Here is a 12379-nt window from a genome sequence, read left to right on the forward strand (position 1 = left end):
GAAAGGCGCATGAACGACGATGACGAAAGCGACGAACGAAACGCCGCAGCGATATCCGCTGCGGCGCAAAGCCGAATACCGCGAACTGGCCCCGAGCATCCATTGGGCGCAAGTGCACAGCCGAAGCCCGGACGAAATCGTCGCCATGCGGCGCATCTACGATTTTGAGCTGCTGTATGTGCTGCAAGGCGAAGCCGACGTGAGCATCGCGGGAGCCAGACACGTCGCCCAGCCCGGCAGCCTCGTTTATTTGCCGTCCGGCGTTCCCCACCGCGTGCAGGTGACTTCTGCTCCCTGCGCGCGGTTTCTTGGCGTTCATTTCGACTACTTCGACGATTTGGACGTGCAGGCGGACGAAGACATCATCGTCAATGAGCAACAATTGCAGCCGGAGCATTTTTGCGCGGAACCGCTGCTTCCGGATGCGGATGCGTTTTTCGATGCGCATGTCCGGCTGACGGATCCGCAAGCGGCAAGTTTGATGGAGTTTATCATCCGCGAATTCAACGAACGCAAGGAAGGTTTCGAAATCGTCTGCAAAGGCGTGCTGCTGCAGCTGTTCGCCCTGCTGCGCAGAAGCCGCGCGGAAGAGCGGCGGCAGCCGCATCCGAAGTACGGCGAGCCGGTGCTGCAGTTGGTCCGCGAGATGGAGAACGACATCGCGCAGCCATGGCCGGTGAAGCGGATCGCCGCCCGCCTGAACGTGGAGCTGTCGTACGCCGCCAAGCTGTTCAAAGGCGTCACCGGCATGACCCCTTCCCGCTACATCCAATATGTACGCCACCAGGAAGCCAAACGGCTGCTGCGGGAATCCGAGCTCAAGATCGAAGCGGTCGGCCGGCTCGTCGGCTACGACGATTTGCATTATTTCAGCCGTATTTTCCACAAGTGGGAAGGCATGTCCGCGAACCGGTACCGCCGGTTGTCGCAAATTTTCTAGTAACGGTGGCCGCCGCTCTTTTTCACCGGGCCTGCCGATCCGCATGCTTTTTGGCCATCTGGAACAGGTTTACCGTCTCTTCCTCCAGCTCCGCCTCCAATTGAACGCGAACGGTTTGTTCCAGCTGCGTATACACGCGATGCGCTTCAGTGCGATTGCCCGCTTCCAGATGCAGCTTGATCAGCTCGCGTCCGTCCGCCTCGGAATCGGGAGCGATCGCAAGCACGCGCTGCATGCTGTCGATAGCGAGGCCCGACTTGCCTTTGTCCCGGAAAAGAGCCGACCAGCGGCGAAGCGCCTGTATGTAAGCGGCTTTGATGCTCAGCTGCCGGGATGCGGCCCAGCCAAAATCGCAGGCTTCCATATATTCGCCTTTGCCGATCTGGTTCATCTTGTCGTACAATCGTTCATCCGTCTCCCCTTCGGACAGCCGGGCTCCGAGCAGTTGTTCGAATTCCGCCACATCGACCGTCATCCCGTCCCACACCGCATAGAACCCTTGATCGGCTTTATGGATGACAAAGGGGATGTTGTGATCGGCAAAGCTTTTCCTCAAATAGGACAGGCACGTATACAAATACGCTTTGGCCTTGTTCAGATCGTGGCCCGGCCACAACGATTCAATGATGGTGGCGGTAGCCACGGATTTGCCTTCGTGGTGGATCAGAAATGCGCATAACTCTCTCGCTTTTTTCGTTCTCCACGGCAAAATCTTGTTTCCGCCCCCCGGCAGCTGAATGCGAAACCCTCCGAGGCATTGAATCGTCGGGAGAACCTGCTCGCTTTGGCGCGCTTGCATAACGGCATCGGACGACGATTGTTTGATTCTCGCCACCGCACTTTGCAAACGGTCGATTGTAAAAGGTTTCAGCAAATAATCGGTCGTTTGCACTTCGAACGCTTCCACCGCGTACTCGGCATAAGCCGTTGTGAATACGATGGGGATTTTCGGCAGCGATTGCCTGATGATTCTTGCCGCTTCCATTCCCTTCATGCCCGGCATCTGGTTGTCCAGAAACACGGCATCGACGGAAGAGCGGCTCAACGCATCTATCGCCTGGAGCGGGTTGACGTACCTTCCGACAACCTCGATGCCCCCGAGCTGACCGAGCAATATTTCCAGCAGATCCAGCGCATCTTCTTCATCATCAACGAGCAGTACACGAATCATCGGCGCTTGTCTCCTTAACACATGATCCATTGACCCATTCGACAAAGACCCATTCGACAAAATCAGCGTCGATTCCTTTCTTTTGCCGCTATAGCCGATAAAACGTCCGGGCGTTGTTGCCGAACAAATCCGCCTTCTCGGCAGCGGACATTTCGTCCGGCAGCGCACGCCGAAGCACCTCGAGCACCTCTTCGTACGTCGCGGCCAACAAACAAACCGGCCAGTCGCTGCCGAACATGACGCGCTTCGCGCCGAACGCTTCCAGCACGACACGCACGTACGGGATGAAATCGGCATGTTGCCATCCGTCATGCTTCGCTTCCGTCACCATGCCGGAAAGCTTGCAATAAATGCCGGGGTAGCCCGCCATCTCGCTGATTTGCGCCTTCCACGGCTCCAGGCTGCCGCTTGCGATCGGCGGTTTGGCCAAATGGTCGACAACGCCGTGCAGACCCGGCACTTCCTTCATCAATTGCAGCAGCACGGGCAGCTGCCCTGACGTCACAAGCAAATCGACCGGCAGTCCCTCGCGCTCCAAATAACGAAACGCTTCGACGTACGCCGGTTCGAGAACGACGCCCGGATCGGACATGTCCTGGATCATGACGCGGATGCCGACAAACTTCGGATGGCGGCGAAACCGCTCCAACTGCTCGCGATAGGCGGGCGACAGCAAGTCGACCCAGCCGACGACGCCGAATATGCGCGGATCGTGGTCCGCCAGCGACAGCATAAACTCCGTTTCTTCATGCGTAGCGGCGGCTTGTACGACAATGGTGCCGTCGATGCCGCCTGCGTCCAGATGACCGACCAGGTGCTCGGGCAAATAATCGCGATACAGCGTTGTCATTTCTTGCGTCAGCCACCCGTAATCGCCCCGTTCCGGCCGCCAATAATGCTGGTGCGCGTCAATGCGCATCGTTCGTCTCCCCTTCCAATGATCCTTCAAAAAGCCGACTTTCCGAACGCTCGGTTATGTACCGTTTCACATTGCTATTGTAACACAGCCGCCGGCCGCGGTTCGACACCCCGAACAAGCGGAGACGCCCGCTTTCGACATGTACATACAAGTATGATCAATGCTATAATGATGCGCAAATGCAACCGGAAGCTTGCATCCATAAACGAGGTGTCGCATGACAGAAAAACAAGTGCCCAAATATAGGATGTTGAAACGCGAGTTGCTGGCGAGCATCGACAAGGGCGAGTTGATGCCGGGCGAGTTGATGCCGTCCGAAAACGAACTGGCCGAGCGGCACGGCCTGAGCCGGCAAACGGTACGGCAAACGTTCGGCGAGCTCGAGCGGGAGGGGCGGCTGCACCGGGTCAAAGGCAAAGGCACGTTCGTGGCCGAACCGCCGCACCGACTCGCCGACGATCCGCAAACGGTCGGGCTGATTACCACCTACATTTCCGACTATATTTTCCCGTCGATCGTGCGCGGCGTCGAAGCGGCTTTGCGCGAGCGCGGCTACCGGCTGCTGCTGTCAAGCACGAACAACGACAAGGAGCGGGAGCGCGAAAGTTTGAACATGATGATGAGCCAGCCGCTCAGCGGGCTGATCGTCGAACCGACGAAAAGCGCGGAAGGCAACCCGAACGTCGATTGTTATCTCGATCTCGACTACCGGCGCATTCCTTACGTCATGATCAACCAGCGCTACGCCGAGCTCGACTGTCCGTGCCTGCTCGTCGACGACGAAGCCGGCGGCTACCAGGCCGCCGAGCATTTGCTCGCGCTCGGCCATCGCCGCATCGCCGGCTTCTTCAAAACCGACGACCTGCAAGGCACGAGCCGGCTGCGCGGCTTCCTGCGGGCGCACCGCGACCGCGGCATTCCGGCGGCGCCCGATCTTGTCGTTCGTTATACGACGGAGATGCGGCAAACGGCCCCCTACGAAGCGGCGTTGCGGCTGCTGGGCGGGAGCGCGGGGGAACGGCCGAGCGCTTTTGTTTGTTATAACGACGAGTTGGCCGTACAACTGCTCGCAGCGATCCGTTTCGCCGGCGCCTCGGTCCCCGGCGACGTATCGGTCGTCGGCTTCGACGACTCGCCGCTTGCCACGGCGACGGAAGTGAAGCTGACGACGTTGACCCATCCGAAATCGGCAATGGGCGCGGACGCGGCGGAGCTGCTGCTCGGCCTGATCGCGCGCCGTACGCAGCAGCCGCGCGGCGCGTCGAGCAGCGGCAAACGGTACGTGCCGGAGCTGATCGTGCGCGAGTCGACGCGGCGCTACCAATCGTAATGACCCCTTTCATGACGCATGATGGCGCAAAAAATCGATTGCCGATCCTGTACGTACAAGTGTATAATGGCGTTGACAAAAAGGAGTGATTTCGTATGCTCGAAGCGTTGAAGCAGTCCGTGCTCGAAGCGAACCTCGATTTGCCGAATTACGGGCTCGTCACGTTCACCTGGGGAAATGTAAGCGGTATCGACCGCAACAGCGGGCTGATCGTCATCAAGCCGAGCGGCGTGCCGTACGACGCGATGAAAGTGTCCGACCTCGTTGTGCTCGACCTCGAGGGCCGCGTCATCGAAGGCAATCTTCGTCCTTCCTCGGACACGCCGACGCATTTGGCGCTTTACAAGGCGTTCCCGCGCATCGGCGGCATCGTGCATACGCATTCGCCGTGGGCGACGGCCTGGGCGCAGGCGGGACGCGCGCTGCCGGCGCTCGGCACGACGCATGCCGACTATTTCTACGGCACCGTGCCTTGTACGCGGGCGATGACGAAGGAAGAGATCGAAGGCGCCTACGAGCTCGAAACCGGCAACGTCATCATCGAAACATTCCGCGACCTGCAGCTCGATCCGATGCAGGTGCCGAGCGTACTCGTTCGCGGCCACGCCTCGTTCAACTGGGGCAAGGACGCACACGACGCCGTGCACAATGCGGTTGTGCTCGAGGAAGTGGCGAAGATCGCCTCGGCTACCGTGGCGCTGAATCCGAACGTCGCGCCGATGGATCAGGCGCTGCTCGACAAACATTTTCTGCGCAAGCACGGCGCGGGCGCTTATTACGGCCAACCCGGCAAGTAGGGCGAACGCGGTTGCCGGAATTATTATTTTCGGGAGGAAAAGAACTCATGTCCAACACATATGCCATCGGCGTCGACTACGGGACGGAATCGGGCCGCGCGGTGCTCGTCGATTTGGCCGACGGCACGGAAGTGGCCGATCACGTTACCCCTTATCCGCATAACGTCATCGACGAACAACTGCCCGGGAGCGGGATCAAGCTCGGCTACGAATGGGCTCTGCAGCATCCCGGCGACTACATCGAAGTGCTGAAGCGTTCGATCCCGGCCGTGTTGCAGGCGTCCGGCGTCGATCCGGCGCAAGTTATCGGCATCGGCATCGACTTTACGGCATGCACGATGCTGCCGATCGACGCGGCCGGCGAGCCGCTCAGCTTCAATCCGCAGCTGCGCGACAATCCTCACAGTTGGGTGAAGCTGTGGAAGCATCACGCCGCCCAGCACGAGGCGAACCTCATCAACGAAATCGCCGGCGCGCGCGGCGAATCGTTCCTGCCGCGCTACGGCGGCAAAATATCGTCCGAATGGATGATGGCCAAAGTGTGGCAAATTTTGAACGAGGCACCGGACATTTACGAACAAACGGACCAATTCGTCGAAGCGACCGACTGGGTTATCGGCCAGCTGACCGGCAACATCGTGCGCAACAGCTGCACTGCCGGCTACAAGGCGATCTGGCACAAGCGCGACGGTTATCCGGACAGCGACTTCTTCAAGGCGCTCGATCCGCGGCTGGAGCATTTGACGACGACCAAGCTGCGTGGCGATGTCGTACCGCTTGGCACCAAGGCCGGCGAATTGACGGCGAAGATGGCCGAACTGACCGGGCTGCGCGCCGGCACGGCGGTAGCCGTCGGCAACGTGGACGCCCATGCGGCTGTACCGGGCGTAGGCGTCGTTACGCCGGGCAAGCTCGTCATGGCGATGGGCACGTCGATTTGCCATATGCTGCTCGGCACGGAAGAGAAACGCGTCGAAGGCATGTGCGGCGTTGTCGAGGACGGCATCATTCCCGGCTACCTCGGTTATGAAGCCGGGCAGTCGGCGGTGGGCGACATTTTTGCCTGGTATGTGGAGCAAGGCGTGCCTGCTTATGTAGCTGAAGCCGCTGCGCAAGAAGGAATCGGCGTACACGAATGGCTGGAGCAGCGAGCCGCCGCCTACAAGCCGGGCGAAACCGGCCTGCTGGCGCTCGACTGGTGGAACGGCAACCGTTCCGTGCTCGTCGACACCGACTTGACCGGGCTGCTGATCGGCTGCACGCTGCTGACGAAGCCGGAAGAAATATATCGTGCGCTGCTCGAAGCGACTGCGTTCGGCACGCGCAAAATCGTCGATGCTTTCCACGAAAACGGTGTCGAAGTGAACGAACTGTACGCCTGCGGCGGGCTGCCGCAGAAAAACCGGCTGCTGATGCAAATTTACGCCGACGTCACGAACCGCGAGATCAAAATCGCCGACTCCAAACAAACGCCGGCGCTCGGCGCGGCGATGTTCGGCGCGGTCGCTGCCGGAGCGGCAAACGGCGGCTACGACTCGATCGCCTTGGCTTCGCAGCGCATGGCCCGCGTCCGTGAGGAAACGTTCAAGCCGATTCCGGCCAACGTCGCCGTTTACGAGAAGCTGTATCGCGAATACAACACGCTTCACGACTATTTTGGCCGCGGCGCCAATGACGTGATGAAACGGCTCAAGGCAATTCGCCACGAAGCGCACTGAGAGCGCGAGCGCACGAATACAGAACACCGGGTGCGGAGTGCAGAATACGGAATACGAAGTACGAAAAGACGGAGGCTATGTCCATGTTGGATTTTAAACGATATCAAGTATGGTTCGTCACCGGCAGCCAGCATTTGTACGGTCCGGAGACGCTCGAGGAAGTAGCGGCCCACTCGCGCCGCATCGCGGAGGAACTGAACCGGGACAACGCGATTTCGTGCGAAATCGTGTTCAAGCCAGTGCTCAAGACGCCGGATGAAATTCTCGGGCTCGCGCGGGAAGCGAACATAGATGACCGCTGCGTTGGGCTCATCACCTGGATGCATACGTTCTCCCCGGCCAAAATGTGGATCGCCGGCCTGCGCGAGCTGCAAAAGCCGCTGCTCCATCTGCATACGCAGTACAACCGCGACATTCCATGGGATTCGATCGACATGGACTTCATGAATTTGAACCAGGCGGCGCATGGAGACCGCGAATACGGGCATATTGGCGCCCGTATGGGTTTTGCCCGCAAAGTGGTGATGGGCTACTGGGAGGATGCCGCGGTGCGCGACCGCCTCGGCGCGTGGATGCGCACGGCGGTCGGATACGCCGAAAGCCGCAAACTCAAAGTAGCGCGTTTTGGCGATAATATGCGGCAGGTGGCGGTTACCGAAGGCGACAAGGTGGAGGCGCAAATCAAGTTCGGCTGGTCGGTCAACGGCTACGGCGTCGGCGACCTGGTGCAGCGGATGAACGAGTTCGCCGATGCCGAAGTCGAGCGGCTGTTCTCCTCCTACGAGGAGCTGTACGACATCGCGCCGGCCGGTCGGGAAGCCGGCCCGGTGCGCAGCGCGATTCTCGAGCAGGCGCGCATCGAACTCGGCTTGCGCTCCTTGCTCGAAGAAGGCGGCTTCGGCGCCTTTACGACGACGTTCGAGGATTTGCACGGCCTGAAGCAGCTGCCGGGCCTGGCGGTGCAGCGGCTGATGGCGGACGGCTACGGCTTCGGCGGCGAAGGCGACTGGAAAACGGCGGCGCTCGTGCGCATCATGAAAATTATGGCCGGCGGCGCCGGTACTTCGTTCATGGAAGATTATACGTACCACATGGAGCCGGGCAATGAGATGGTGCTGGGCGCGCACATGCTGGAAATATGCCCGACGATCACGGCGACGAAGCCGCGGATCGAAGTGCATCCGCTCGGCATCGGCGGCAAAGCCGATCCGGCGCGCTTCGTGTTCGACGGCCGATCCGGTTCGGCGCTTAACGCTTCGGTGATCGATCTCGGCAGCCGCTTCCGGCTGCTGATCAACACCGTTGAAGCGGTGCAGCCGGCGCAGCCGATGCCGAAGCTGCCGGTCGCGCGCGTGCTGTGGAAGCCGCAGCCGTCGCTGGCGCTAAGCGCGGAGGCGTGGATTCTCGCCGGCGGCGCGCATCACACCGGCTTCTCCTACCACGTGACGGCGGAGCAGTTGACCGACTGGGCGGAGATGGTCGGCATCGAAGCCGTGCTGATCGACGGAGGAACGACGATTCCGGCGATCAGGAACGAACTGCGCTGGAACGACCTCGCCTGGCGCTTGCGGTAAACGGTTCTAAACCCTTGACCCGGCAGCTTCCGGGTCGAGGGTTTTTGTTGTCCATTCCTCTCGTTCAAACGAGCAGGCAGATGAGTCGATTCCGCGTTTGGCCCGCAAACACTTGCGGATGCCGAATATGCCAGTTTTTCCGTTCGAAACGTTCCCAAACGGCCCCCTTCTAACCCCTCCTGAAAAATAGCCCATGAAAAATGGCTTATTTGCCTACTTTCACTCGAATAGTCGAAAATAGCCAGTGAAAACACTGGTTATTGCGGCCAAACAGCTTTAAAATCGACCTTTTCCCGGAAATAGCCAGTGATTTCACTGGTTATTTCTTTACTGCCCTTCCTTTTTGACACAATAGCCAATAAAACATGGCTTATTTCGACGGTTCACCACCGCAGCAGCCCGGCAATAATCGGCCGAAGCGCATGTGCGATGCGATAATAACCAAGATCGGAAGGATGAATGCCGTCCGTCGTACATTCGTGCCAGTCGGCGCCGAGCAGCGATTCGCCGTCGCAGAAATGCACGTTGCTGTCGCCGGCGGCGCAGAGCCGTTCGACCGTGGCGAGCTGGATGTGCTTGCGCTCCAGCCGGCGCCGCAGCATGTCGCCATCGTACGACTCGCGGGCGAGCGGAATTTGCGATATCACGAGAATCGGCACCTCCGGATGACGCTCCCGGACAATCGAGATAAACTCAGGCAGCGAAACCGACAGTCGCTCCGTGCTCGGCGTATTGCCTTCGTAATCGAGCACCAGAAGCGCCGGCTCGTCTACGCCGGCGATAAGCCGCGCCACCCCCGGCTCCCCCTGCGCGTTGCCGGAGAAGCCGAAGCTGACGAACTCGATCGGAAACATCCGGCTGAGCACGTTCGGATACGCCATTCCCGGCCTTGTCGCACAAGCGCCGTGCGTAATTGAGGTGCCGTACAGCAGCACCCGCTTGCCGCTCGCGAACCCCGCGAACGGCCGCAAGCCTGCCGTCGACGCCAAACCGACGGTTATCCGCCTCACGCCTTGATACAGCGGCATGTTGAGCGTCACCTCCCGCCACTCGGCAGCCGCACCGTCGAACAACACCGCCTCGTACGCAGCGGCGTCGGCGGCAAACTTGGCTGTGCCGACATAGGTCATATTGCCGATCGGCCCCATGTAACAATCGATACCGCATTGGCCCGTCGCCGGCATCTGGTACATTCCCGCCGGCGCCGCCAACTCGACCTGCACCGCAAGCTTCGGCGAATCGGTCGCAAACCGCAGCTGCGCCCCTGTCGGATAGTCGGCCAGCCGGTCGACCTCCGGACGGATCTGCTCCGGCGGCTGCTGCGGCAAGCGACGATACAAGCCCTCCTCGCCGAACCAGGGCAGCCCGGTCACCCGGAACGGCGGCTGTTGCGGCGAAAACCATTCCCATTCCCGCAGCGTTACCTTGCTTGTTTTCATGCTCGCATCGAGCTGCTGCACTTCGTTTTGATCATGTTCCCCCATTCGTCCGCTCCCCTTGCTTTCGCTTCCACACGCACGCCCCTATTATATAAGCCGCTAACAGCAGCCGGGAACAATCCATTTTTGCGATGCTTGCCTGGTGTTGTCCGATTTGGCCAATCCGATTTCGAGCGCCGCATCTCCGGCTCACCATTCCGATTCCGGGCGAATATCCTAGCAGCATCACGATACCGGGGAGTGGAAATCATGCCTTCCATCAGCTTGTGTATGATCGTCAGAAACGAGGAAGATCATATCGGCCGGTGCCTCGATTCCGTTGCCGGCATTGCCGATGAAATCGTGATTGTCGACACGGGCTCCACCGATGAAACGAAGGCCGTTGTCAGCCGCTACACGGATTCTATCCATGATTTTGTCTGGATCGACGATTTTGCCGCCGCCCGCAACTATGCGTTCAGCCTGGCGACGATGGACTACATTTTATGGCTCGATGCGGACGACATGCTTGAAGAGGACGACCGGCACAAGCTTGCCGCGCTCAAGCTGACGCTCGAGCCAAGCGTCGACTACGTCAACATGGCATATCATCTGGCATTCGACGAATACGGCAACATCACGTCCAGCATTCGCCGCAACCGGTTGGTCAAGCGGGCGAATGGTTACAGGTGGATCGGCGCCGTTCATGAATATTTGGATGTCTGGGGCAACCATCTGCAGAGCGATATTGCCGTCACTCACCGCGCATTGCGCCATGACAGCGATCGCAACCTGCGCATATACGAACGGAAAGCGGCCCGTGGCGAACAGTTGTCCCCGCGCGACCTGATCTACTTCGCCAACGAGCTGATGGATCATCGCTATTTGAACCGGGCGATTCATTACTACGAGCAATTTCTCGGCACCGGCGCTGGCTGGTCGGAAGACAACATCGCCGCCTGCGGAAAACTGGCCGATTGTTATCACGCGCTGGGCGATGAGGATGCGGAGATGGAATGGGTGTTGCGGTCGTTTCTGTATGGTGCGCCGCGTGCGGAAACGTGCTGCCGGCTGGGCTATTATTTGATGCAGCGGGAGGAGTATCGCTCGGCGTCCTACTGGTATCATCAGGCGCTGCAGGTCGGCCAGACGACGACATGGGCGCTGACCAACCGCGCCTGCTCCACCTGGCTGCCCCATCTGCAGTTGTGTGTTTGCTATGATAAGCTTGGGGAACTGGAGCTTGCATTCCGACATAACGAAGAAGCTCGCCGGTATCGGCCGGACGACGCGAGCATTGTTGCCAACAAAGCCTATTTGGAAGCGGCGCTGGCGAAACGCGAGCCCGTCGACATGTGACGGGTGATAAGGCGACAAAACCCCCCTCAAGTTTCGAGGGGGGCGAGAGTGGCCTGCATTTGTTTGCTGCGCAGCTGGCCGCAGGCGGCATCGATATCCGTGCCGTGCTCCAGCCGGACGCTGCAGCTCACCTGCCGCTTCTTCAACGTGTCGTAGAACGCGCGAATCGTTTCCTTGTCGCTGCGCTGGTACTGGCTGTGCTCATCCACCGGGTTGTACGGGATCAGGTTGACGTTGACCAGCTCGCGGCGATCCGCGATCAGATCGGCCAACTGCTCCGCGTGCTCGCGCCGGTCGTTGACGTCGCGCAGCAAAATATACTCCAGCGTCAACCGCCGCTTCGTCGCCGCCAAATAATAATCGATCGCCGCCATCAGCTTGTCGAGCGGAATGGCGCGGTTGATTTTCATGATGCGGGTGCGCAGCTCATCCGTCGGCGCATGCAGCGAAATCGCCAAATTGACCGGCATGCCGCTGTCGGCGAACGTGCGGATTTTGGCTTCGAGCCCGCTGGTCGAAACGGTAATATGGCGGCCGCCGATCGCCAGCCCCTTGTGGTCGATGACGATGCGCAGGAAGTTCATCACATGCTCGTAATTGTCGAACGGCTCGCCAATGCCCATCACCACGATGTGGCTCACTTTCTCATCCTGACCCGCCGCGTCGAGAAACCGCTGCACGGTCACAACCTGCTCGGCGATTTCACCGCTCGTGAGGTCGCGCTGCTTGGCGATCAAGCCGCTCGCGCAAAAGCTGCAGCCGATGTTGCAGCCGACCTGCGTCGTGACGCACACCGACAAGCCGAACTTGTGGCGCATCAGCACCGTTTCGATCAAGTGGCCGTCCGACAGCCGGAACAAAAACTTGACCGTGCCGTCCGCCGACTGCTGCTTCACGTGTTCCGCCAGCGTAACGATCCGGAAATGGTCCCTTAGCAGTTCCAGGCACCCGGCGTTTACGCCTTCCATCGCGTCGAAGCTCGTCGCCCGTTTCCGGTACAGCCAGTCCCATACTTGCTGGGCGCGAAACTTGCGGTGCTCGCGCGATTCCAGCCAGCCGGCCAATTGCTCGAACGTTAAATCGTATATCGTTTGCTTCATCGGTTTCCAGCCCCTTTTTCCACCTCCTATTATCCCGAAAAGCGCCGCGGAAC

Annotated in this window: 10 protein-coding genes; 6 read left to right on the forward strand and 4 right to left on the reverse strand. The window is 59.9% G+C overall.

Annotated elements, in window-relative coordinates; genetic code table 11:
* Positions 1–19 precede the first annotated feature (19 nt).
* Complete coding sequence (locus EXY20_RS08885) at positions 20–940, forward strand: helix-turn-helix domain-containing protein (protein ID WP_135549894.1); 921 nt, start codon at positions 20–22, stop codon at positions 938–940.
* Positions 941–962: 22 nt separating this feature from the next.
* Here the strand turns inward: EXY20_RS08885 and EXY20_RS08890 are convergent, their stop codons facing one another.
* The gene (locus EXY20_RS08890) at positions 963–2111 is read right to left on the reverse strand and encodes a response regulator (protein WP_135549896.1); all 1149 of its coding nucleotides are present in this window, start codon (positions 2109–2111) and stop codon (positions 963–965) included.
* An 88-nt stretch (positions 2112–2199) separates the two neighbouring features.
* On the reverse strand, positions 2200–3030 hold the full coding sequence (locus EXY20_RS08895) for an amidohydrolase family protein (protein ID WP_135549899.1): 831 nt from the start codon (positions 3028–3030) through the stop codon (positions 2200–2202).
* Positions 3031–3247: 217 nt separating this feature from the next.
* Between EXY20_RS08895 and EXY20_RS08900 the strand changes: the two genes are divergently transcribed.
* From EXY20_RS08900 to araA, 4 genes are all read left to right on the forward strand, one after another.
* Positions 3248–4360: a GntR family transcriptional regulator gene (locus EXY20_RS08900; protein ID WP_135549902.1), complete on the forward strand. Its 1113-nt coding sequence runs from the start codon at positions 3248–3250 to the stop codon at positions 4358–4360.
* Between the two features lie 95 nt (positions 4361–4455).
* The gene (gene araD / locus EXY20_RS08905) at positions 4456–5157 is read left to right on the forward strand and encodes an L-ribulose-5-phosphate 4-epimerase (protein ID WP_135549904.1); all 702 of its coding nucleotides are present in this window, start codon (positions 4456–4458) and stop codon (positions 5155–5157) included.
* Between the two features lie 47 nt (positions 5158–5204).
* Positions 5205–6875, forward strand: coding sequence for a ribulokinase (locus EXY20_RS08910; protein WP_135549906.1), 1671 nt, complete (start codon positions 5205–5207; stop codon positions 6873–6875).
* An 83-nt stretch (positions 6876–6958) separates the two neighbouring features.
* Positions 6959–8449, forward strand: a complete 1491-nt coding sequence (gene araA / locus EXY20_RS08915) for an L-arabinose isomerase (protein WP_135549908.1) — start codon at positions 6959–6961, stop codon at positions 8447–8449.
* 383 nt (positions 8450–8832) lie between these two features.
* Here araA and EXY20_RS08920 read toward each other — a convergent pair whose 3' ends face one another.
* Positions 8833–9933 (reverse strand): SGNH/GDSL hydrolase family protein, encoded by a 1101-nt coding sequence (locus EXY20_RS08920; protein ID WP_135549910.1) that lies wholly within the window; start codon positions 9931–9933, stop codon positions 8833–8835.
* A gap of 204 nt (positions 9934–10137) precedes the next feature.
* On the opposite strand from EXY20_RS08920, the gene EXY20_RS08925 reads away from it, so the two are divergent.
* Positions 10138–11226 (forward strand): tetratricopeptide repeat-containing glycosyltransferase family 2 protein, encoded by a 1089-nt coding sequence (locus EXY20_RS08925; RefSeq protein ID WP_135549912.1) that lies wholly within the window; start codon positions 10138–10140, stop codon positions 11224–11226.
* Positions 11227–11252: 26 nt separating this feature from the next.
* Here EXY20_RS08925 and rlmN read toward each other — a convergent pair whose 3' ends face one another.
* Positions 11253–12326, reverse strand: a complete 1074-nt coding sequence (rlmN, locus tag EXY20_RS08930; RefSeq protein ID WP_135549915.1) for a 23S rRNA (adenine(2503)-C(2))-methyltransferase RlmN — start codon at positions 12324–12326, stop codon at positions 11253–11255.
* Positions 12327–12379 lie beyond the last annotated feature (53 nt).

The organism is Paenibacillus cymbidii (assembly GCF_004764705.1).
Taxonomy (GTDB): Bacteria; Bacillota; Bacilli; order Paenibacillales; family NBRC-103111; genus Paenibacillus_AN; species Paenibacillus_AN cymbidii.

Bases quoted from the DNA above. Each gene is read 5' to 3' on its own strand.
- araA (WP_135549908.1), top strand. From the start codon at position 6,959: ATGTTGGATTTTAAACGATATCAAGTATGGTTCGTCACCGGCAGCCAG.
- EXY20_RS08900 (WP_135549902.1), top strand. From the start codon at position 3,248: ATGACAGAAAAACAAGTGCCCAAATATAGGATGTTGAAACGCGAGTTG.
- rlmN (WP_135549915.1), bottom strand. From the start codon at position 12,326: ATGAAGCAAACGATATACGATTTAACGTTCGAGCAATTGGCCGGCTGG.
- EXY20_RS08890 (WP_135549896.1), bottom strand. From the start codon at position 2,111: ATGATTCGTGTACTGCTCGTTGATGATGAAGAAGATGCGCTGGATCTG.
- EXY20_RS08925 (WP_135549912.1), top strand. From the start codon at position 10,138: ATGCCTTCCATCAGCTTGTGTATGATCGTCAGAAACGAGGAAGATCAT.
- EXY20_RS08910 (WP_135549906.1), top strand. From the start codon at position 5,205: ATGTCCAACACATATGCCATCGGCGTCGACTACGGGACGGAATCGGGC.
- araD (WP_135549904.1), top strand. From the start codon at position 4,456: ATGCTCGAAGCGTTGAAGCAGTCCGTGCTCGAAGCGAACCTCGATTTG.
- EXY20_RS08885 (WP_135549894.1), top strand. From the start codon at position 20: ATGACGAAAGCGACGAACGAAACGCCGCAGCGATATCCGCTGCGGCGC.
- EXY20_RS08895 (WP_135549899.1), bottom strand. From the start codon at position 3,030: ATGCGCATTGACGCGCACCAGCATTATTGGCGGCCGGAACGGGGCGAT.
- EXY20_RS08920 (WP_135549910.1), bottom strand. From the start codon at position 9,933: ATGGGGGAACATGATCAAAACGAAGTGCAGCAGCTCGATGCGAGCATG.